This window comes from Amycolatopsis sp. NPDC058278, from assembly GCF_042881395.1.
Lineage (GTDB): Bacteria > Actinomycetota > Actinomycetes > Mycobacteriales > Pseudonocardiaceae > Amycolatopsis.
The window spans coordinates 1-21486 of the sequence record NZ_JBHVXZ010000047.1 but is presented as its reverse complement, the minus strand read 5'-3'; the positions used below and the strand labels follow the sequence as shown (position 1 = coordinate 21486).

The following is a 21486-nucleotide window of genomic DNA, read 5'->3' as shown; positions in this document are numbered from 1 at the left end:
GCCACCAGAGCAGGTCGCTGCGCGAGTCCAGGACCGCCGTTCCATCAGGTGGGCCGATCGCGCGGGCCCCCACCCATTGTCGAGTAATGCAGGAGACTTCCGTGTCGGCGTACGCGATCGTCAAGACCGGCGGCAAGCAGTACAAGGTGGCCGTCGGCGACGTCGTCGAGGTCGAGAAGCTCGAGGGCGAGCCGGGCACCGAGCACATCCTCCCCGCCGTTTTGTACGTCGACGGTGGCGATGTCACCACGGACGCCGACGCGCTGGCGAAGGTCTCGGTCACCGGCAAGGTCGTCGAGCAGACCAAGGGTCCGAAGATCCGGATCCACAAGTTCAAGAACAAGACGGGCTACCACAAGCGTCAGGGTCACCGGCAGAAGCTGACCCGCGTCGAGGTCACCGCCATCTCTCTGTAAGAACTTCTCCGGATCTTAAGTAAGAAAGAGGACTGGGCTATGGCTCACAAGAAGGGTGCATCCAGCTCCCGCAACGGTCGTGACTCGAACGCGCAGCGCCTCGGCGTCAAGCGCTACGGCGGCCAGGAAGTCAACGCGGGCGAGATCCTGATCCGCCAGCGCGGCACCAAGTTCCACCCCGGCGTCAACGTCGGCCGTGGCGGCGACGACACGCTGTTCGCCCTGGCCGCCGGTGCGGTCCAGTTCGGCGAGAAGCGCGGCCGCAAGACGGTCAACATCGTCGTGCCAGTCGAAGCGTAACGGGCGATCTTTGGGGCGACGTGTGTCCGCGGAATACGCGGACCACGTCGCCCGTTCCATGTGTTGACCCGGGGGCCCGAGCCCCCGGACCCCCACGGTGCGGCCGCTGGCAGTCCCAGCGTGGCTCGCACCGTTTTTGCGTGAAAGAGGCTTGATATGGCGTCCCGGTTCGTGGACCGCGCGGTCATCCACCTGACCGCAGGTGACGGTGGGAACGGCTGCGCCTCGGTGCACCGCGAGAAGTTCAAGCCCCTCGGCGGCCCGGACGGTGGCAACGGCGGCAACGGCGGTGACGTCCTGCTGGTCGTCGACCCGAATGTGCACACCCTGCTCGACTTCCACTTCCGCCCGCACGCCAAGGCCGGCAGCGGCAAGATGGGCCAGGGCAGCAACCGCGCGGGCGCGGCGGGGGAGACGCTGGTGATGAAGGTGCCGTCCGGCACTGTCGTGTTCACCGAAGACGGCGAGATGGTCGCCGACCTGATCGGCCCCGGCACCACGTTCGTCGCCGCCCAGGGCGGCCGCGGCGGGCTCGGCAACGCCGCGCTTTCGTCGAAGGCGCGCAAGGCGCCCGGGTTCGCGCTGCTGGGTGAGCCCGGCGAGTCGCGCAACCTCGTGCTGGAGCTGCGGTCGGTCGCCGACGTCGGCCTGCTGGGGTTCCCGTCCGCCGGCAAGTCGTCGCTGATCTCGGTGCTGTCCGCGGCCAAGCCGAAGATCGCCGACTACCCGTTCACCACGCTGGTGCCGAACCTCGGCGTCATCACCGGCGGCGACACGGTGTTCACGATGGCCGACGTGCCCGGCCTCATCCCCGGCGCGTCCGAGGGCAAGGGCCTGGGCCTGGACTTCCTCCGCCACATCGAGCGCTGCGCGGTGCTGGTCCACGTCGTCGACTGCGCGACGCTGGAGCCGGGCCGCGATCCGGTGTCCGATGTGGACGCTCTGGAGGCGGAGCTCGCGAAGTACACGCCGAGTCTCGGCGGGAAGCTCGAAGAACGTCCGCGCGTGGTCGTCCTCAACAAGATCGACGTCCCCGAGGCCGCCGAGCTCGCCGAGTTCGTCCGGCCCGACTTCGAAGCCCGCGGCCTCAAGGTGTTCGCCGTCTCGACGGCCTCCCGGAAGGGCCTGCGGGAGCTGACCTTCGCGCTCGCGGCGATCGTCGAGCAGAACCGCGAGGCGGAGCCGGTGCTGGAGCCGGAGAAGATCGTGCTGCGGCCGCTGGCCGTCGACGACTCCGGGTTCACCGTGGAGGTCGACCCGGAGGAAGAGGGCGCGTTCATCGTGCGCGGCGCGCGCCCGGAGCGGTGGATCCGCCAGACCGACTTCGGCAACGACGAGGCCGTCGGCTACCTCGCCGACCGGCTCAACCGGCTCGGCGTCGAGGATCAGCTGGCGAAGCTCGGCGCGAAGCCGGGCAGCCCCGTCACGGTCGGCGACGTCCAGTTCGAGTGGGAGCCGTCGACGCCGAGCGTCGCGATGCACCTGTCCGGGCGCGGCACCGACGTCCGGCTGGAGCGCATCGACCGGCCCGGCGCCACCGAGCGCAAGGAAGCCCGCCGGATCCGGCGGGCAGGCTCGGACGAGCTCGAAGACGACGTGGACGTCGAGGAGTGAGCGGCACGCGCGAAGCCATCGCTGCCGCGCGGCGGCTGGTGGTCAAGGTCGGCTCGTCGGCGCTGACCAGCGCGGGCAGCGGGCTCGACGTGGCCCGGCTGGACGCGCTGGTCGACGCGATCGCCGAGCGCGTCGCCCGGGAAACGCAGATCGTGCTGGTGTCCTCGGGCGCGATCGGGGCCGGCCTGGCCCCGCTCTCGCTGGGCAAGCGGCCCCGTGACCTCGCCACGCAGCAGGCGGCGGCGAGCGTCGGGCAGCTGGCGCTGGCGCACGCCTACGCGGAGTCGTTCGGGCGGTATTCGCTGACGGTCGGGCAGGTGCTGCTCACCTCCGACGACGTCGTCCGCCGTTCGCACTACCGCAACGCGCAGCGGACGTTTTCGCGGCTGCTGGCGCTCGGCGCGGTCCCGGTCGTCAACGAGAACGACACGGTGGCGACCGAGGAAATCCGCTTCGGCGACAACGACCGCCTGGCGGCCCTGGTCGCCCACCTGATCGGCGCCGACGCGCTGGTCCTGCTGTCCGATGTGGACGGCCTGTACGACGGCGATCCCCGCGGCGGCGCGACCCGCAAGCTCACGGAGGTCCTCTCCGAGTCCGATGTGGACGGAATATCGGTCGGCATGTCCAGCTCCGGCCTGGGAACGGGCGGCATGGTCTCCAAGCTCGCGGCGGCCCGCACCGCGGCGGGAGCGGGCATCCCGGTGCTGTTGGCGGCGGCTTCGGAAGCCTCGGCGGCGTTGACTTCCGCTTCCCCGGGAACGGCCTTCGCCCCGGCGGACACGCGGTTGTCGGCCCGCCGGTTCTGGCTGGGCTACGCGGCGGACACCACGGGCAAGCTCCGCCTCGACGACGGCGCGGTGACAGCGGTGGTCCGCCGCCGCCGGTCCCTCCTGGCCGCGGGCATCATGGGCGTGGACGGCGAATTCCAGGCGGGCGACGTGGTCGACCTGGTGGACGCGAAGGACCGTCCGGTGGCCCGCGGAGTGGTCGCCTTCGACGCGACGGAGCTCCCGGACCTGATCGGCCGCTCAACCCCCGAGCTCCCGGCCGAGCAACGCCGCGAGGTCGTCCACGCCGACGACCTCGTCCCCCTCCGCCGCTGACCCGCGCATCACCGTGTCGACCCCCCAATCACGCGTGTCGACTCGCCAATCACGGGTGATGCCCCCTCGATCACGGGTGAAGACCTTCCGATCACCCGAGATTCCCTTCCGGCACGCCTGAGGTCTCAACCCAGCGAGACCAGGCGGGCTCCACCGTCGGCTTCCAGGACCGTGCCGGTCAGGTTCCGGTTCGTCGCCGCCAGCGTCACCACCTCCGCGACGTCGTCCGCCGTCGCGACGCGGCGGGCCGGGATCGAAGCCGCCGTCTGCGCGAAGAACCCCTCCCGCATCTCTGCCGGGAAGCCGCTCCACCACGCCGTGTCGACCACGCCCGGCGACACCGCGTTCACCCGCCTCGGCGCCAGCTCGACCGCCAGCGGCTTGACCAGTGCTTCGATCGCCGCGTTCAGGGCGCCGATCCCGGCCGTGCCGGCCATCGCCGCCCGGGCCGTGATCGCGCTGAGCAGCGTGATCGACCCGTCCGCCGCCAGGTGCGGCAGGACGGCCTGGATGGTCGCCAGGTGCGCCCAGAACTTCGCGTCGAACGCCCGTCGCAGCATGGCGAGGTCCAGCGTCTCGATCGGCCCCATGCCTTCGGTGCCGGAGAGGCTCACCACCAGCACGTCGACCGTTCCGAGCGACCCGGCCAGCGTGGCCATCGCCGTGGTGTCGCCGCCGTCGGCCTGGTGCCGGGTCAGCTCCGGGTCGCTCGAAGCGACGTCGTCGAGGCGCTCCTTGCCGCGCCCGGTGACGTGGACGTCGTATCCCCGCTGCTGCAGCCGCCGCGCGGTCGCCAGGCCGATGCCCGAAGTACCGCCGGCCACGAGAGCGATGCTCATGCTTATTCCCCATTTCGAACCGGTACGTCTCGTTTCGAAATCGACGCTACCATCGGATCCCATGACCGACCAGTCCCGCCCCGGCCGCAAGCGCAGCGAACAGAGCCGGCTGGCCATCCTCGCCGCGACGCTCGAACTGGTCGCGGAGGCCGGCTACGGCGCACTGACCATCGAAGGCATCGCCGCGCGTTCGGGCGTCGGCAAGCAGACGATCTACCGCTGGTGGCCGTCGAAGGCCGACGTCCTGCTCGACGCGCTCGCGACGAAGGCGGACCTGCAGATCCCCGTCCCCGACCAGGGCTCCTTCCGCGCCGACCTGGCCCGGTTCCTGGGCAGCACCTTCGAGCTGGGCGGGAAGTCCCCGGTCGCGGACACGCTCCGGGCGCTGATGGCCCAGGCGCAGATCGACCCGGAGTTCGGCAAACGCTTCCGCGAGGACTTCCTGTTCCGCCGCCGCGACGCGCTCGGCACGCTCGTCGACCGCGCCCGCGAGCGCGGCGAACTCCCGGCCGGCGTGCGGCCCGGCACGGTGCTCGACGTCGTGTTCGGGACGCTCTGGTACCGGCTCCTCGCGACGCGCGAACCGGTCGACGGCGGGCTGGCGGACGAACTGGTGACGCTGTTAGCGGGTCACGGCGCTTCGACCGCCGAAATCCGGTAGCGCGCCACCGACGCGTCGAGCTGGGGCGACGGCGAGCCAACCGGCGGTGATGATCACGACGTGATCCGATCCGCCTTGATCGTGAGCAGCAGCCGCGTCTGGTCGCGGCCGCCCCACCAGGGGTACGGGCCGCCGAGGTAGCGCTGCGACAGCTTTTCGATGTGCTCGACGGCGCCGTCCTCGGTCATCTCGATCACCTGCCCGCGGATGGCGAAGTAGCGCGACGGGCGGTCGCGGTCGGCGACGTTGAGTGCCACCCGCGGGTCACGCGCGATGTTGCGCTGCTTCTGGTGCCCCAGCACGGTGTTGACGAGGATGTGCGTCCCGTCGGTGTCCACCCAGGTCTGGGTGAGCTGCGGCGAGCCGTCGGGCATCAGCGTCGACAGGAAGCAGAGGCTGGGCTCGCGCAGCAGAGCGAGCAGATCGCCGGGCAGTTCCACAGTGGTCTCCCGCTAGAGCTGGTCGGGCGCTTCGATGCCGAGCAGGGAAAGCCCGGCCGCGAGTGTGTGCGACGTCAGCGTAGTCAACCTCAGCCGAGACGCGCGCAGCGACGGCGAAGCCGCCTTCAGCACGGGACATTCTTCGAAGAACCGCGAGAAGGCGACAGCGGTCTCGTACAGGTACGTACAGAGCTTGTGTGGTGTGTAGCCGCTGGTGGCCGCCTTCAGCGCTTCGCCGAACCGGAGCAGCTTCAGCGCCAGTGCTCGTTCCGCCGGCGCCTCGAGCAGGATGTCGGCGCCATCGGGCAGGCTGCCGGCCTTCCGGAGAATCGACTGCGTCCGTGCGTGCGCGTACTGGAGGTACACCGACGTGTTGCCCTCCTTGGCCAGCATCCGGTCCCAGGCGAAGACGTAGTCGCGCTCGCGATCGCCGGACAGGTCCGCGTACTTGACCGCGCCGATGCCCACCGCCCGGGCGACCGCGGCCTGGCCTGCCGCGTCGAGCTCGCTGCGTTCGGCGACGACCGCGGCGGCCTGCGTCACGGCTTCGGTGAGCAGATCCGCCAGCTTGACGGTGTCGCCGGCCCGGGTCCGCATGGCCTTGCCGTCCGTGCCCAGCACCGTGCCGAAGCCGACGTGCTGGGCGTGCCCGGTCAGCCAGCCCGCGGCACGGCAGGTGGCGAACAGCATCGCGAAGTGCTGCGCCTGCGGCGTCCCGACGACGTAGAGCAGGTCGGTGGCGCCGCGCTCGGCCGTCCAGTACCGGACGGTCGCCAGGTCCGTGGCGGCGTACCCGTAGCCGCCGTCGCGCTTGCGGACGATCAGTGGCAACCGGTCGCCTTCGCGGTTGCGGAACCCTTCGGGGAAGACGCAGACGGCGCCGTCGCTGACTTCGGTGAGGCCGGCTTCCTCGAGGTCGTCGACGACCGTGGCGAGATAGGGGCTGTAGAAGCTCTCGCCGTAGATGTCTGTGTCCGTCAGGGAGATCCTGAGCAGCGCGTAGACCTCGTTGAAGTGGCGTGTCGATTCGTCGACGAGCTCCTGCCAGACGGCGAGAGTCTCTTCGTCGCCGCTCTGCAGCTTGACGACGCGGGTGCGTGCCCGCGTCGCGAACGCTTCGTCGCTGTCGAACTTCCGGCGCGCTTCGCGGTAGAAGGCGTCGAGGTCGGCGATCGCGCGTTGCCCGCCGGAGACGTCGAGGAGGTGCTCGATGAGCATGCCGAACGGCGTGCCCCAGTCGCCGAGGTGGTTGTGCGGCAGCACTTCGTGCCCGGCGAACCGCAGCAGGCGGCCCAGCGCATCGCCGATCACGGACGACCGCAGGTGCCCGACGTGCATTTCCTTGGCCACGTTCGGGCTGCTGTAGTCAAGCGCGATCCGCCGGGGCGCCGACGTTTTCGGTACACCGAGCCGCGGGTCGCCGAGCAGCGCGCCGGTGCGGTTTTCAAGCCATTCCTTGCGCAGCGCGAAGTTCAGGAAGCCTGGCCCGGAGACTGCGGGCGGATCGGCGATCCCGCCGAGCTCCAGCGCTCCGGCGATGAGCCCGGCGACCTCGCGCGGCGGTCGGCCGAGCTGCTTGCCCAGGCTCATCGCGAGGTTGGCCTGGTAATCGACGCCGTCGCGCGGCGACGCCTGGACCAGCGCCTGCTCCGGCGTCAGTTCGATGCCCAGTGCCCGGCCGGCGGCGGTCACCACGCGGCGCGCCAGCTCCTCGGAAACGTCGGCGGTCTGCACGGTGTCCCTCCTTCGGCTCGGGTTAGGAAGGTACGCAGGGTAGCGAGCGTGACCGGCCGATGACGAAGGGTTTACCGCAGCTCGCTGCCCTTCGTTTCGGGCAGCGTGAGGATCACCGCGAACGCAATCGCGGCGCCCACGGCGACGTACCAGAAGTAGAGGGTCTGCGACACGGCACCGAACAGGGTGATGAGCAGGGGAGCGGTGCCGCCGAAGATCGCGACGGTCAGGTTGTACCAGGCCCCGATGCCCAGCCCGCGCAGTTCGGTGGGGAACAGCTCGCTCATGATGGCCGGCGCGATCGACGTCATCGCCGTGTACAGCCCGAGCCCGACGCAGAACACCACGAGCAGCCCGCCGACGCCCGGACCGATCAAAGTGGACAGCGGCACGACGACGACCGCGGTCGCCCCGGACCAGACGAGCAGCTGCGGCTTCCGGCCGACCCGGTCGGCGAGCGCACCCATCGGGTACTGCAGCGCGATGAACAACGCCGTGCCGATCGAAAGCGCCAGGAAGACCGCATCGGCGTCCGCGTGCCGGTTCTTCACCGCGAACGACGTCAGCGCGCTGAAGAACGTGTAGTAGCAAAGCGTCGAGAGCATCGTGAAGCCGACGAGCCTGCCGACGGCCTTGGGGTGGTGGGTCAGCGTGGTCAGCAGCGGCCGCTCGAGCTTGCGTGCCTTGGTCTTCGTCTGCTCGAACAGCTCGGTTTCGGCGAGGCTGCGGCGCAGCCACAGCCCGACCAGGCCGAAGACGCCGCCGAGCAGGAACGGCAGCCGCCAGCCCCACGACGCGAGCTGCGCCTCGTCCAGCGCCCGGGCCAGGACGAAGCCGAGCACGGTCGCGACGAGCACCGCCGAGCCGGTCGAGATGTAGAAGAACGCCGAGTACCGGCCCCGCCGCTCCGGCGGCGCGATCTCACCCAGGTAGGCCGACGCGTTCGACACCTCCCCGCCGAGCGACAGCCCCTGCGCGACGCGCGCGAGCAGCAGCAGGATCGGCGCGAGCCAGCCCACCTGCGCGAACGTCGGCAGCAGCCCGATCGCCACCGACCCGCCCGCCATCAGCAGGATGGTGAGGATCATGGCCGGCTTCCGGCCGCGCGTGTCCGCGAAGCGCCCGAGCAGGACCCCGCCCAGCGGGCGGAAGAAGAACGCGAGCGCGTAGGTGACGAACGTGTTGATCAGGGCCAGGGTGTCGTTCCCGGCGGGGAAGAAGGCGCTGGCGAAGTAGATGCTGAACGTCGCGTAGATCGTCCAGTCGAACCACTCCAGCGCGTTCCCGGCGCTCGCGGCGAACAGCTTCCGCACCGGCAGCCGGTGGCGCTGCGACACCTGGAAGGCGGATTCGGTCATGGCGGCCTCCACGTCACCCGAAGGTGGAACGGGACTTTGCCACATCCGTTCGCAGTTCGAAAGGTTCTGACCGTCCTCCCTTCTCCTAAGCCGTGCTGGCCAACGCGAACGGCAGCACGGCCGGCGCCCCGGCCCGCCGCAGCAGCCGGGTGGCGAGCGTCATCGTCCAACCGGTGTCGATGACGTCGTCCACCAGCAGCACCGGCCCGGACGGCAGGACCGCCGCGAGGTCCGCGGGCATGCTCATCCGCCGCCACAGATCGGCCAGCCGCTGCGCGCTGTTCGCTTGGCGCGGCGGTGGTCCCTCGGCGTCGAGCGCGCCGAGGAAGTCCAGCTTGCCGATCTCGGCCAGCCGGGTCGCGAGGCTGTACACCAGCTGCGGCCGCGTGGACGACGGCACCGCGACGACCGCCACCGGCCGTTGCGCCCACTGCCACCCGGCGAGCACCTGCACGCACGCCTTGAACACCGAGTCCGGGACCTCGGCGTCCTCGGCCTGCGGCCCGACCAGCTCCCGCAGCCGGTTGCCCCAGCCGACGTCGGTCAGCCGCCCGAGCACCTGACCCGGCTCGGCCTGGTCGTCAGCCGAGATCCGGCCGGACACCGGAACGTCCAAAGAGGACATGCCGGTGGGCCACTGCTTCCGCGGTGCCACCTCGACACCGGGCCGCTGCAGGCGTTCCCGGGTCGCGTCGACGACCTCGTCGGCCACCGTCATGTCCCAGTGCTGCCCGGTGCAGTTGTCGCACCGCCCGCACGGTGCCGCGTCGGGGTCGTCGAGCTGCTGCCGCAGGTATTCCATCCGGCAGCCGCCGGTGGCGAGGTAGCCGATCATCGCCGCCTGCTCGCGATCGCGCGCCTCCGCGACCCGCTGGTAGCGGCCGCGGTCGTACTGCCAGTCTTCGCCCGTGCTGAGCCAGCCGCCCTTGACGCGCCGGACCGCGCCGTCGACGTCCAGCACCTTGAGCACCATTTCCAGCCGGGACCGGGAAAGCTCGACCGACGGCTCGAGCGCGGCCGTCGACAGTGGACGGTCGGCGTAGGCGAGGGTGTTCAGCACCTGCGTCACCCGCAGCTCGTCGGGGAAGGCCAGCGACCCGAAGTACGCCCAGATCGCCTTGTCCTCCTCGCCGGGCAGCAGCACGACCTCCGCGCGTTCGACGCCACGCCCGGCGCGGCCGACCTGCTGGTAATACGCGATCGGCGACGACGGTGCCCCGAGGTGCACGACGAACCCGAGGTCCGGCTTGTCGAAGCCCATGCCCAGCGCGGACGTCGCGACCAGGGCCTTGACGCGGTTGCCGAGCAGGTCGTCCTCGGCCGCCTGCCGGTCGGCCGGGTCGGTCTTGCCGGTGTAGGCCGCCACCGGGTAGCCGCGGTCCTTCAGCAGCGACGCGACGTCGTGCGCCGCCGCGACGGTCAGCGTGTAGATGATCCCGGACCCCGGCAGCTCGGCCAGGTGCTCGGCGAGCCAGGCCAGCCGCGCCTGCGACGTCGGCAGCCGGCACACCGACAGCCGCAGGCTTTCCCGGTCGAGGCTGCCGCGCAGCACCAGCGTGTCCCCGCCGGTGCCGAGGCCCAGCTGCTCGGCGACGTCGGTGACCACGCGGTCGTTCGCGGTCGCCGTCGTCGCCAGCACCGGCACGCCGTCCGGCAGATCACCCAGCAGGGTGCGCAGGCGGCGGTAGTCGGGCCGGAAGTCGTGACCCCAGTCCGAAATGCAGTGCGCCTCGTCGACCACCAGCAGCCCGGTGCTCGCGGTCAGCTTCGGCAGCACGTTGTCGCGGAAGTCCGGGTTGTTCAGCCGTTCGGGGCTGACCAGCAGCACGTCCACCTCGCCGGCCGCGACGGACGCCTGGACCTGCTCCCACTCCTGCGGGTTCGCGGAGTTCATCGTCGCCGCGTGGATGCCGGCCCGCGCCGCCGCCGAGATCTGGTTGCGCATCAGCGCCAGCAGCGGTGAGACGATGACCGTCGGCCCGCTGCCCTGCTCGCGCAGCAACGCCGTGGCCAGGAAGTACACCGCCGACTTGCCCCACCCGGTGCGCTGCACGACCAGCGCGCGGCGCCGCTGCGCGACCAAGGCCTCGATGGCCGTCCATTGGTCTTCGCGCAGCTTCGCCGCATCGCCGGCCAATGCCCGCAGGAGGGTCTCGGCGCGGTCGCGGAGGGCTGGGGTGGTGCTGGTCGTGTCCACGTCCCCACGTCTACCCCATGACACCGACAGATCGGGAATCGGCGGCGCCGCGAACGGAGAGTTTGCGACCGATACGGGCCGTAATGTGACCTGAATCACAAGTTTCCCCGGTCGGGCGAGGTGGCGAACAGCACCCGGACTCGCGGCGGTCCGCTGTATAGGCTCTCCGGTCATGTCACCACGGCGGATCGGGGTCATGGGCGGCACCTTCGACCCCGTGCACCACGGCCACCTCGTCGCGGCCAGCGAGGTCCAGTCCCGGTTCGGGCTCGACGAAGTGATCTTCGTCCCCACCGGCCAGCCGTGGCAGAAGACCGATCGCGAAGTGACCAGGGCCGAGGACCGCTACCTGATGACCGTGATCGCGACGGCGTCCAACCCGGTCTTCTCGGTCAGCCGCGTGGACATCGACCGCGGCGGCCAGACCTACACCGTCGACACCCTGCGCGACCTACAGGCCGAATACCCCGGGGACGAGCTCTTCTTCATCACCGGCGCCGACGCGCTCGAACAGATCCTGACCTGGCACAAGGCCGACGAGCTGTTCGACTTCGCGCACTTCATCGGCGTCACCCGGCCCGGTTACCGGCTCAACTCCCACCACCTGCCCAGCGGCAAGGTGAGCCTCGTCGAGGTCACCGCGATGGCCATTTCGTCCACCGGCTGCCGCGATCGGGTCGAGCGCGGGGAGCCGGTCTGGTACCTCGTTCCCGACGGCGTCGTCCGCTACATCGCCAAGAAGGACCTGTACCGGAAGAGCGACTGAAGCGCTGTCGGTGCCTGCGGGTACCCTTCTCGGGCGAACCCGAACTGGAAAAGGAGCACCGTGGCAGCCACGTCCGAGGCTCGAGAGCTGGCCGTAGCGGCCGCCCACGCGGCGGCGGACAAGAAGGCCAGCGACGTCGTCGTGCTGGACGTGTCCGAACAGCTCGTCATCACCGACGCCTTCGTCATCGCCTCCGCGTCCAACGAGCGCCTGGTCGGCGCCATCGTGGACAACGTCGAGGAGAAACTGCGGGAGAGCGGCCACAAGCCGGTCCGCCGCGAAGGCGCCCGCGAAGGGCGCTGGGTCCTGCTCGACTACGTCGACGTCGTCGTCCACGTCCAGCACGTCGAAGAGCGCACCTTCTACGGCCTCGAGCGGCTGTGGAAGGACTGCCCGCGCATCGAGGTGGCCGGTCTCGAGGAGCCACCCGCCGACGAGGACCCGGACGTCCCATGAGCCCCCGGCGGCTGGTGCTCTGGCGTCACGGCGAGACGGACTACAACGCCGCCGGGCGGATGCAGGGTCACCTGGATTCCGCGCTGACCCCGCGCGGCTGGAACCAGGCCCGCTTCGCGGTGCCCGCACTGGCCCGCTTCTCCCCGGACCTCGTCATCGCCTCCGACCTGCGCCGGGCCACCGACACCGCCACCGTGCTCACCGACGCCATCGGCGTCCCGCTGCGGATCGACAAGCGGCTGCGCGAGACGCACCTGGGCGAATGGCAGGGGCTCACCGGCGAGGAGGTCGACCAGGCCTACCCCGGTGAACGCGACCGCTGGCGCACCGACGCGACCTGGGCGCCGCCGGGCGGCGAGAACCGGGTCGACGTCGCCGACCGCGCGGGCGAAGTCGTCACGGACCTGCAGCAAGCCAATTCCGACGCGGGTGACACGGTGCTGCTGGCCGCGCACGGCGGCCTGATCATCGCGCTGACCGCGCGGCTGCTGGACCTGCCGGTCGTGACCTGGCCGTCGCTCGGCGGGATCTCGAACTGCCATTGGGTCGAGCTGGGCCGTCGCGACGGGAAGTGGCGGCTGCACGCCTACAACGCGGGGATGCACGGCTAGCCGATGGGGCCGCGCCTGCTGGTGTTCGGCGATTCGCTGAGCTTTCACGGTCCCGAAGGGCCTTGCGCCGCGGACGAACCGCGGCTGTGGCCCAACGTGGCCGCCGCTGCGTTGGGTGGCACCGCCGACCTGGTCGCGGGCATCGGCTGGAACGCCAGGGACGCCTGGTGGTCGCTGACCGGCGACCCGCGCGTCTGGGCCGACCTGCACCACGTCGACGCGGTCGTGTTCGCGATCGGCAGCATGGACACGCTGCCCTCACCGCTGCCGACCTACCTGCGCACCGGGCTGCGCTACCTGCGGCCCGACCCGGTGCGGCGCGTCGTGCGCAAGGCCTACCTCGCGGCGCAACCGCGGCTGGCGGTGGCGTTGCGCGGCCGTCCCGCGGTGCTGCCAGCCAAGCTCACCGTGCAGTACCTCGACACGGCCGTGGGCGCGCTGCGCGTCCTGCGGCCCGAGCTGCCGATCTTCGGTTGGCTGCCCTCGGTCCACCGCGCGGCGGCCTACGGCGGCGTGCACACCGCGCGCCCGGCCGCGGCGGCGGCGATGGCGGCGTGGAGCTCGCGAGCGGGAGTTCCGTTGCTGGACCTCAAAGCGGTCGTCGGGGAGCACGTGCTCGGCGGTGAAGGCAACCCCGACGGCATGCACTGGGGCTGGAAAGGACACGCCGCGGTGGGCGACGCGATGTCCGTGTTGATGGCGCCGGTGCTCGCCCCCGGCCACGTAGGCTGACGGCGTGTCGGTCGCCGTAGTCACGGATTCCACCGCCCACCTGCCGGAGGGCTTCGCCGAACGGCACGCGGTCCGGGTGGTGCCCCTGCACGTCCTGGTCGACGGCGTGGTTTCCCTCGACGGCGTCGAGACGGGACCGGCGGCGGTCGCGGAGGCGATGAAGCAGCGGAAGATCGTCACGACGTCGCGGCCGACGCCCACCGAATTCGTCAAGGAGTACCAGGCGGCGTTCGCCGACGGCGCGGACGCGATCGTGTCGGTGCACCTGTCGCGCGAGCTGTCGGGCACCTGGGAAGCGGCGGTGCTCGCGGCGCAGGAGGTGGGTCCGGACCGGGTCCGCGTCGTCGACTCGCGGACCACCGCGATGGGGCTCGGGTTCGCCGCGCTGCACGCCGCTTCGGCCGCCTCCACCGGAGCTTCCGCGGCCGCCGTCGAGGCCGCCGCGGTGACGGCGGCCGGCTGCTCGTCGACGTTGTTCGTCGTGGAAACCCTGGACCACCTGCGCCGCGGCGGCCGGATCGGCCCGGCGGCGGCGCTGCTGGGCACGGCGCTGGCGGTCAAGCCGGTGCTGCACATGTCCGAAGGCCGGATCTTGCCGCTGGAGAAGGTCCGCACGATGAACCGGGCGATCGCGCGCCTGGTCGAGCTCGCGGCCCAGGCGGCGGCCGAGGACGACGTCGAGCTGGCGGTCCACCACCTCGCGTCGCCGGAGCGGGCGGTCGAGCTGGCGAACCGGCTCGAAGTGGCCGTGCCGCGCTCGGCGGGCTGCGTGGTTTCCGAGCTGGGGGCGGTGATCGGGGCGCACACGGGTCCCGGGGTGCTCGGGGTCGTCGTCCAGCGGACGGTCCTGCCCCGAAGCTAGCGCCCGTACCACCGGGGGACGGCGGAAACGCCTGCTCCCGGGCTCGGCCCCGGAAATCCATCCACAACACCCCGGTTGTCCACAGGACGCGCCGCCACCCCTGTCGGACGCCTCCCCGCGGGCCCTAACGTCGATCGTGTGTTCGAGCAGTCCGCCCGGGATCCGGGCTCTCCCGTCAACGACCGGCTCTCCTGGCTGGCCGACCAGCTCTCGCCCGATGCGAGCACGGTCGGCCCGGGCGGCCGGCTGATCCGGCGCTGGCTGCCGGGCGGACCGGCCGGTACCGGCCGCCGCCGGTGGGCACTGGCCGGCGTCCTCGCAGCGGTCGTGATGATCGTCCTCGGCGCGGTCGCGCTCGTGGGCGGCAGTCCGGCGCCCGAGCCACCGCCCGCGCTGCCCAGCGCGCTGCCCAGCGAAAAACGCGCGGAGGCGCGCGCCGCACCGCCGGCAGGTCTGGTGATCAGCGTGATCGGCCGCGTCCGGTCGCCGGGCCTGGTCACGGTGCCCCAGGGCGCCCGGGTGGCGGACGTGCTGCGAGCGGCGGGCGGCCCCGAGCCGGGAGCGGACGTCGGCGCACTGAACCTGGCCCGCAAGGTGACGGACGGCGAGCAGCTGGCGGTCGGCATCCCAGCGCCCCCGGCGGCTCCCGACACCCCGCCGACCGACGGAAAGGTCGACCTCAACACGGCAACGGCGGACCAGCTGGACACGCTCCCCGGAGTCGGCGAGGTGATGGCCAAGCGCATCGTCCAGTGGCGCACCGACCACGGCGGCTTCACAAAGGTCGAGCAACTCCGCGACGTCGACGGCATAGGAGAAAGCAAGTTCCAGAAGTTGCGCGAGAAGGTGACGGTCGGATGAGCGCCGTCCCCACGTCCCCCACCCGGCTAGTCCGGGCAGCGCGCGCGACGGCCGGCCCCATTCGTCGCGAGCAGGGGTCGCGATCGGCTGGGGCCTTTCCGATGGCGGGTTCCTGGCCCGCTGCGGTCGGTCCTGGTGGCACGGGCGAAGGCGAGCCCGGGCGTGCGAGGCGGGCAGTCGGATGAGTGCCTTCCTCGGGGTCGACCCCCGACCGGATATGCGGCTCCTCCTGGTGGCACGGGCGAAGGTCGGCTGGTTCGTCGTGGGAGGGGTCGCCATCGGGCGGGGCTTTTCCGATGGCGCCCGCCTTGCCCGCCGCAGTTGGTGCCGGCGAGGTGGGGCCGGTTCGTTCGCTGTGGGGAGGCGGCAGCCGGATGAGCGCCTTCCTCGTCCGATCCCCGACAAGATCTGCGGCTTCTCCCGGGGAACCGCAGGCCAGCCCGCTTGTCGCTGCATGGGTAGCGATCGGGCGGGTTTCCGATGGCGGCTGCCTGGCTCGCTGCGGTTGGTTTGGTGGCGTGGGCGCAAGTCGGCCCGTTCGTCGCTGGAGGGGTGGCGGTCGGATGAGTGCCTTCCCCGTAGTCGACCCCCGACGGGATATGCGGCTTCTCCCGCGAGAACCGCAGGCCGGTCCACTCGTCTCGGGAAGAGGGGCGGTCGGGCGAGGCTTCCCGACGGCCGTGTGCCGACGGCACAGACGAAGGCGGTTTCGTTCGCAGGCGGAAGCAGGTAAAGCTCGAATGAGAACTTCCCTCGTAACCAATCCCAGGCCTGCAGTGGCACCCGCCGGCGACCCGGGCGAGTTCGCCGGCTCGCGGAAGCAGGTGGCCCCGGCATGAACACAGTCACCGACACCCGCCAGGACATGCGGCTCGTCCCGGCGGCAGTGGCCTGCTGGCTGGCGGCATTGGCCGGCCTGCTGCTCGGCTGGTGGACGGCCGTCGCCGCCGGCCTTGGGGCGGCGGTGCTCGCCGGGCTGGTGCTGTGGCGGGCCCGCGGCAGGCCCCGGGTGCGCGACGCGGCGGCAGCCCTGCTGATCCTGGGCCTCCTCGCCGCCGGCCCGATCTCCTGGCGGATCCGCGAAGCCCAAAGCGACCCACTTCGCGCCGCCGCCGCGGAAGGGCTGCCGGCGGCGTTGCGGGTCGTCGTCGCCGAACGGCCGAAACCCGTGCGCAGCGCGGGGTATGCCGACCGGCAGGCCGGTGCCCGGTCCGTCGTCCTCGCCGCCGACGTGCGTACAGCGTCGGTCGACGGACGACCGGTCGCCTCCTCCGGCCGCGTCCTGCTGCTGGCCCCGGTCGCGCAGTGGGCGTCGCTGCTGCCGGGCCAAGAGGTGACTGCGACGGGTCTGCTGATGCCGCCACGCGGCTCGGACCTGACCGTCGCGGTGCTGTCGGTGCGCGGCCCGCCGGGGCAGACCGGCCCGGCGCCTTGGTGGCAGCGCGCTGCGGCCGGGCTGCGTTCCGGTCTCCACGACCTGTGCCAGGCCCTGCCGGAGGAACCCGCGGGCCTGCTCCCGGGACTGGTACTGGGCGACACGAGCGCGTTGTCCCCGCGCGTCGAGCAGGAGTTCGTCTCCGCGGGTCTCACGCACCTCACCGCGGTCAGCGGCGGCAACCTCGCGGTGATCTGCGGGGCGGTACTGCTCCTGTTGCGCCTGTTCCGGCTCGGGCCCCGGCTGTCGGCCGCGGCGGCCGGGACGTGCTTGGCCGGGTTCCTCGTCCTCGTCGGCCCGGAGCCGAGCGTGCTGCGCGCGGGTGTCATGGCGGCCGTGGCGCTCCTGGCCCTGGCGCTGGGCCGCCGCGGTTCGGCGCTGCCCGCGCTGGCCTTCGCGGTGTGCTTACTGGTGGTCGCGGATCCGGCGATGGCCACGGACTTCGGCTTCGCGCTGTCGGTGGGCGCCACCGGTGGGCTGGTCCTGCTCGCGCCCCGCTGGGCCGACACCCTCGTCCGCCGCGGGATCCCGCCGGGTTTCGCGGAAGGGCTGGCGATCCCGCTGGCGGCTTTCCTGGTGACGGCGCCGGTGCTCGCGGGCATGGCGGGTTCGGTGAGCCTGGTTTCGGTGCTGACCAACGTCCTCGCCGCGCCCGTGGTGGCCCCGGCGACGGTGCTCGGCGTGCTGGCGACGGTCACCGGCCCGTGGTGGCCGGGCGCCGGGAAGGTCCTGGTGCACCTGGCCGACCCGGAGGCCCGGTGGCTGATCACCGTCGCCCGGCACGGCGCGCGGGCCCCGGGCGCGGTCATCGCCTGGCCCGGTGGCTGGGTGGGTGGTCTCCTGGCCGCTGCCGTCCTCGTGGTGCTGGTGCTCGCGGTCCGGCACCGGCGGGTGCGGGTACTGATGGCGGTGCTCGTCGCCGGCGCGCTGCTGGTGTTCGTGCCGGTCCGGGTGCTGGCGCCGGCGTGGCCGCCGCGGAACTGGGCAATGGTCGAATGCGACGTCGGCCAGGGCGACGCCGTCGTGTTGGCCACCGCCGAGCCGGGACGGGCGGTCGTCGTGGACGCCGGACCCGAGCCGGGGCCGGTCGACGAGTGCCTGCACCGGCTGGCGGTCGACCGGATCCCGCTGCTGGTGCTGAGCCACCTGCACGCCGACCACATCGGCGGCCTCGCCTCGGTCTTCGACGGCCGGGCGGTCGGCGCGATCGCCGTCGGCCCGGGGCGGGCGCCGGGGTGGGCGTGGCGCCAGGTGGCCGCCGAGGCCACCCGGCGGGCGGTGCCGCTGGTGGAGCTGAACCCGGGCGAGCGGCTGGACTGGCCGGGCCTGGCGCTCGACGTCCTGGGCCCGCGCTACGTGCCGGCCCGCTCGGACGGGCCGCAGGACGGCACGACGATCAACAACAGCTCGGTGGTGCTCCGAGCGGAGACGACGGCGGGCCGGGTCCTGCTGACCGGCGACGTCGAACTGGCCGCGCAGGCAGACCTGCTGGCCGACATCGGAGATCTGAAGGCGGAGGTGCTGAAGGTGCCGCACCACGGCAGCCGCTACTCGTTGCCGTCGTTCCTCGCGGCGGTGGCCCCACGGGTGGCGTTGGTCAGCGTCGGCGCGGGAAACACGTACGGGCACCCCAGTAAGTCCACAATGGACACCCTGGCGGCCCTCGGCGCACGAGTGACCCGCACCGACGTGGACGGCGACACGGCAGTGGTCACCGGCACGGCAATATCCCGCCGCGGCGAGCCCCGCGGGCCGCCTCGCCGCTGAGCGCCGGGGCGGGCCGAGTGGGCCCGCCCCGGCCGGAGCTCAGTAGCCGAGGGCCTTGTTCACGGCCGCGGCCGAGGGCGGCAGGGTCGCCTTGGGGCCCACGTGGTTCTCGATCGCGTCGAGGGTCTTGAGGCCGTCGCCGGTGATGAGCAGCACCGTCTCGGCGTCCGGGTCCAGCTTGCCCGTCTCGACCAGCTTCTTCGCCGTGGCGACGGTGACCCCGCCGGCCGTCTCGGTGAAGATGCCTTCGGTGCGGGCCAGCAGGCGGATGCCCTCGACGACCTCTTCGTCGGAGACGTCCTCGATCGCGCCGCCGGTGCGGTTGACGATGTCGAGCACGTACGGGCCGTCGGCCGGGTTGCCGATCGCCAGCGAGCGGGCGATCGTGTCCGGCTTCACCGGCTGGACGACGTCGTGGCCCTCGCGGAACGCGGCCGACACCGGCGAGCAGCCGGTGGCCTGCGCGCCGAACACCTTGTACGGGCTGGCGTCCACGAGACCGAGCTGTCCCAGCTCACGGAAACCCTTGTCCACCTTGGTCAGCTGCGAACCGGAGGCGATCGGCACGACGATCTGCGGCGGGATGCGCCAGCCGAGCTGCTCGGCGACCTCGAAGGCCAGCGTCTTCGAGCCCTCCGAGTAGTACGGCCGGACGTTCACGTTGACGAACGCCCACTTCGGGTGCTCGCCGGCGAGCTCGGTGGCGAGGCGGTTGACGTCGTCGTAGTTGCCGTCGATGGCGAGGAGGTCGCCGTCGTACACCGCGGTGGTGAGGATCTTGGCGCGCTCGAGGCTCTTGGGGATCAGCACGACCGACCGCCAGCCGGCGCGGGCCGCGGCGGCGGCCGTCGCGTTGGCCAGGTTGCCGGTCGACGGACACGCGAGCACCTCGAACCCGAACTCGCGGGCCGCGGCCAGCGCGACGGCGACGACGCGGTCCTTGAACGAGTGCGTCGGGTTGCCGGTGTCGTCCTTGACCCACACGCGCTTGAGGCCGAGTTCCTTGGCGAGGCGGTCGGCGCGGATCAGCCGCGTCGCGCCCGGCTCGGTGTTCGGGATCTCTTCGACGTTGGACGGAACGGGAAGGAGTTTCTTGTAGCGCCAGATGTTCTTGGGGCCGGCCTCGATGTCTTCGCGGCGGACGCGGCCGAAGTCGTAGGCGACCTCGAGCGGCGAGAAGTCTTCGGCGGAGACGAACTCCGGAGCGAGCGGCTGCCGGTGGCCCTCTTCCTTCGACACCAGTTCGACGGCCGGACCGAGATCCGGGGTCTTCGTGGTGGAGGTCGTGCCGAGGGTTGCGGTCATCGCGAGGTTCCTTTCCTCATCTGCCCCGCCGAAGCGGGCCGGAATTGGCACCGTGGTCGTCAGCTACCCCGCGATCGCGGGATGACAGGCTGTACGCCGGTTGCCGGGGCTTCGTCGGGCCGTTCCCTCTGCCCCTCTGGATGAGCGGTATTCAGTTGTCGGTGCGCGCACGCCGGATCGTCCGGGGCGGGCTGCCTCGGCTATACCGTACGACATCGCGCTCGGGCCGTGCCACGGTGACCGCTCGACATCACCGGAGCGGGCGCACCGGAGCGCGAGTGAGAGGATTCACGGGTGACCGCGCAAGCCACCGCCCCGGCCCCGCTGCACCTGGTGCTGGGTGAGGAAGAACTGCTGATCGAGCGGGCCGTCCGCGAGACGCTCGCCGCCGCCCGCGCGATGGACGCGACCGCCGAGCTGACCCGGGTCCGGGTGTCCGATCTCACAGCGCCCGAGCTGGCCGAACTGGTCAGCCCGTCGCTGTTCAGCGAGGGCCGGGTGATCGTCCTGGAGTCGGCGCAGGACATCTCGCAGGAGCTGGCCGACGCCGTCGCGGCCTACCTGAAGGACCCGGCCGACGGGGTCGTGCTCGTCGTCGTGCACACCGGTGGCGGCCGCAGCAAGGCGGGCAAGTCGCTCCCGGCGGCGCTGAAGAAGGCCGGCGCCGAGGTCACCGAGTGCCCGAAGCTGACCAAGCCGGCCGAGCGGGAGCAGTTCGTGCGCCACGAGGTGCGCCGGGTGGGCGGCAAGATCGACCCGGCGGGGGTGGCCGCCCTGCTCGACGCCGTGGGCTCCGACCTGCGGGAACTCTCTTCGGCGGCGACGCAGCTGGTCGCGGACACGGGTGGCTCCGTCGACGCCGACGCGGTCCGCCGCTACCACCGTGGCCGCGCCGACGTCACCGGCTTCGCCGTCGCGGAGAAGGCGGTCAGCGGCGATCGCGCGGCGGCGCTGGAGTCGCTGCGCTGGGCGATGCAGCTGGGCGTTCCGCACGTGCTGGTCGCCGACGCGCTGGCCGACGCGGTCCGGACGATCGCCCGGGTCTCCGGCGCGGGCCGGGGCAACCCGAACCAGATGGCGGGCGAGCTGGGCATGCCGCCGTGGAAGATCCGCAAGGCCCAGGGCCAGTCGCGAGGCTGGAACCAGGACGGCCTGGCCACGGCAATGCGCGTGGTGGCCAGGCTGAACGCCGAGGTCAAGGGCGTGGCGGCGGACCCGGGCTACGCGCTGGAGCGCGCGGTCCTCCAGGTGGCGGCGGCCAAGGGCGACCGCTGACCGCCGCGGGCCCGGACACAGGCGGCCCGGACACCAAGAGCCCGGACACCAAGAGCCCGGACGAGAAGAGCCCGGACACCGAAGGCCCGGACATGAAGAAAGCCCCGGCCGAAGCCGGGGCCTTCCCAGAAATCAACCAGCTCAGAGCGCGTTGACGCGCTTGGCCAGCGCCGACTTCTTGTTGGCGGCCTGGTTGGCGTGGATGACGCCCTTCGAGACGGCCTTGTCCAGCTTCTGGGCGGCGTCGCGCTGCAGCTCGACGGCCTTGGCCTTGTCGCCGGCCTCGGCGGCTTCGCGGACCTTGCGGATCGCGGTCTTCACCGAGGACCGGATCGCCTGGTTGCGCTGACGCGCCTTCTCGTTCGTCGTGATGCGCTTGATCTGCGACTTGATGTTGGCCATAGGGCAACTCCTGTTTCACTCGGTGAGATTCGCCGCCGCGCTGAAGTGGCCCCGCTCGAAGAGCGGGTTTCCTCCATGACGGAATGCCGCACGGGCAGCGAGCGACAACTTTAACAGCCGGGCCGCCGGCGCCCGGAGCCGGGAGTACCGTGGGCGACGGCAGTGCCTAGGGTTCCGTCGCCGGTCCGAGCCACCCGCACCACACAACCAGGACCGGCGGGCCTGGTCCGAGCGGCACCATCGGCGGGTCCGGACGGCCGGTCGTTCATCTGACGGGGCAAAAGCCTGGAGGACCGGGGTGGGGGGGGGGGGGGCGGCCCCGAGGGGTCGCGGGGACGGCCCCGCCCGG

20 protein-coding genes and 1 riboswitch are annotated in these 21486 nt (G+C 71.8%); of the genes, 13 read left to right on the top strand and 7 right to left on the bottom strand.

Annotated elements, in window-relative coordinates; genetic code table 11:
* The first annotated feature begins 101 nt into the window (after window positions 1-101).
* The 4 genes from rplU to proB all read left to right on the top strand — a co-directional run bounded on the left by rplU (window position 102) and on the right by proB (window position 3436).
* Window positions 102-416 carry a 50S ribosomal protein L21 gene (rplU, locus tag ACFVYA_RS24375; RefSeq protein ID WP_003067132.1) on the top strand — a complete coding sequence of 105 codons (315 nt, stop codon included), beginning with the start codon at window positions 102-104 and terminating at the stop codon, window positions 414-416.
* A gap of 39 nt (window positions 417-455) precedes the next feature.
* Entirely contained in the window at window positions 456-716 is a 261-nt protein-coding gene (rpmA, locus tag ACFVYA_RS24370) for a 50S ribosomal protein L27 (RefSeq protein ID WP_103343431.1), read from the top strand.
* 156 nt (window positions 717-872) lie between these two features.
* Entirely contained in the window at window positions 873-2330 is a 1458-nt protein-coding gene (gene obgE, locus ACFVYA_RS24365) for a GTPase ObgE (protein WP_285985151.1), read from the top strand.
* Window positions 2327-3436: a glutamate 5-kinase gene (proB, locus tag ACFVYA_RS24360; RefSeq protein WP_387048147.1), complete on the top strand. Its 1110-nt coding sequence runs from the start codon at window positions 2327-2329 to the stop codon at window positions 3434-3436. Before obgE ends, proB begins: the two co-directional genes overlap by 4 nt.
* 125 nt (window positions 3437-3561) lie before the next feature.
* Here the strand turns inward: proB and ACFVYA_RS24355 are convergent, their stop codons facing one another.
* On the bottom strand, window positions 3562-4275 hold the full coding sequence (locus tag ACFVYA_RS24355) for an SDR family oxidoreductase (RefSeq protein ID WP_387048145.1): 714 nt from the start codon (window positions 4273-4275) through the stop codon (window positions 3562-3564).
* A gap of 61 nt (window positions 4276-4336) precedes the next feature.
* Between ACFVYA_RS24355 and ACFVYA_RS24350 the strand changes: the two genes are divergently transcribed.
* Complete coding sequence (locus tag ACFVYA_RS24350) at window positions 4337-4936, top strand: TetR/AcrR family transcriptional regulator (protein WP_387048143.1); 600 nt, start codon at window positions 4337-4339, stop codon at window positions 4934-4936.
* Window positions 4937-4989: 53 nt separating this feature from the next.
* Here the strand turns inward: ACFVYA_RS24350 and ACFVYA_RS24345 are convergent, their stop codons facing one another.
* The 4 genes from ACFVYA_RS24345 to ACFVYA_RS24330 all read right to left on the bottom strand — a co-directional run bounded on the left by ACFVYA_RS24345 (window position 4990) and on the right by ACFVYA_RS24330 (window position 10665).
* The gene (locus ACFVYA_RS24345; RefSeq protein WP_285985147.1) at window positions 4990-5376 is read right to left on the bottom strand and encodes a PPOX class F420-dependent oxidoreductase; all 387 of its coding nucleotides are present in this window, start codon (window positions 5374-5376) and stop codon (window positions 4990-4992) included.
* A gap of 12 nt (window positions 5377-5388) precedes the next feature.
* Window positions 5389-7110, bottom strand: coding sequence for an arginine--tRNA ligase (argS, locus tag ACFVYA_RS24340; RefSeq protein WP_387048140.1), 1722 nt, complete (start codon window positions 7108-7110; stop codon window positions 5389-5391).
* A gap of 71 nt (window positions 7111-7181) precedes the next feature.
* Complete coding sequence (locus ACFVYA_RS24335) at window positions 7182-8468, bottom strand: MFS transporter (RefSeq protein WP_387048138.1); 1287 nt, start codon at window positions 8466-8468, stop codon at window positions 7182-7184.
* 85 nt (window positions 8469-8553) lie between these two features.
* A complete protein-coding gene (locus ACFVYA_RS24330) occupies window positions 8554-10665 on the bottom strand; it encodes a RecQ family ATP-dependent DNA helicase (protein WP_387048137.1) in 2112 nt (703 codons plus the stop codon).
* 196 nt (window positions 10666-10861) lie between these two features.
* Between ACFVYA_RS24330 and nadD the strand changes: the two genes are divergently transcribed.
* The 7 genes from nadD to ACFVYA_RS24295 all read left to right on the top strand — a co-directional run bounded on the left by nadD (window position 10862) and on the right by ACFVYA_RS24295 (window position 18155).
* Entirely contained in the window at window positions 10862-11431 is a 570-nt protein-coding gene (nadD, locus tag ACFVYA_RS24325) for a nicotinate-nucleotide adenylyltransferase (protein ID WP_387048206.1), read from the top strand.
* A 60-nt stretch (window positions 11432-11491) separates the two neighbouring features.
* Window positions 11492-11887, top strand: coding sequence for a ribosome silencing factor (rsfS, locus tag ACFVYA_RS24320; protein WP_003067112.1), 396 nt, complete (start codon window positions 11492-11494; stop codon window positions 11885-11887).
* Window positions 11884-12498 carry a histidine phosphatase family protein gene (locus ACFVYA_RS24315; RefSeq protein WP_387048134.1) on the top strand — a complete coding sequence of 205 codons (615 nt, stop codon included), beginning with the start codon at window positions 11884-11886 and terminating at the stop codon, window positions 12496-12498. Before rsfS ends, ACFVYA_RS24315 begins: the two co-directional genes overlap by 4 nt.
* Window positions 12499-12501: 3 nt before the next feature.
* Window positions 12502-13230, top strand: coding sequence for a diglucosylglycerate octanoyltransferase (octT, locus tag ACFVYA_RS24310; protein WP_285985141.1), 729 nt, complete (start codon window positions 12502-12504; stop codon window positions 13228-13230).
* A gap of 4 nt (window positions 13231-13234) precedes the next feature.
* Entirely contained in the window at window positions 13235-14092 is an 858-nt protein-coding gene (locus ACFVYA_RS24305) for a DegV family protein (protein ID WP_285985140.1), read from the top strand.
* A gap of 138 nt (window positions 14093-14230) precedes the next feature.
* Entirely contained in the window at window positions 14231-14953 is a 723-nt protein-coding gene (locus tag ACFVYA_RS24300) for a helix-hairpin-helix domain-containing protein (RefSeq protein WP_387048132.1), read from the top strand.
* A gap of 835 nt (window positions 14954-15788) precedes the next feature.
* Entirely contained in the window at window positions 15789-18155 is a 2367-nt protein-coding gene (locus ACFVYA_RS24295) for a ComEC/Rec2 family competence protein (RefSeq protein WP_387048130.1), read from the top strand.
* 39 nt (window positions 18156-18194) lie between these two features.
* Here ACFVYA_RS24295 and thrC read toward each other — a convergent pair whose 3' ends face one another.
* A complete protein-coding gene (gene thrC / locus ACFVYA_RS24290) occupies window positions 18195-19460 on the bottom strand; it encodes a threonine synthase (RefSeq protein ID WP_285985137.1) in 1266 nt (421 codons plus the stop codon).
* A gap of 13 nt (window positions 19461-19473) precedes the next feature.
* A riboswitch (SAM riboswitch) is annotated at window positions 19474-19607 on the bottom strand.
* 147 nt (window positions 19608-19754) lie between these two features.
* Here thrC and holA point away from each other — a divergent pair.
* Window positions 19755-20735 carry a DNA polymerase III subunit delta gene (gene holA, locus ACFVYA_RS24285; RefSeq protein WP_285985136.1) on the top strand — a complete coding sequence of 327 codons (981 nt, stop codon included), beginning with the start codon at window positions 19755-19757 and terminating at the stop codon, window positions 20733-20735.
* 141 nt (window positions 20736-20876) lie between these two features.
* On the opposite strand, the gene rpsT is transcribed toward holA, so the two are convergent.
* Entirely contained in the window at window positions 20877-21137 is a 261-nt protein-coding gene (gene rpsT, locus ACFVYA_RS24280) for a 30S ribosomal protein S20 (protein ID WP_013228460.1), read from the bottom strand.
* Window positions 21138-21486 lie beyond the last annotated feature (349 nt).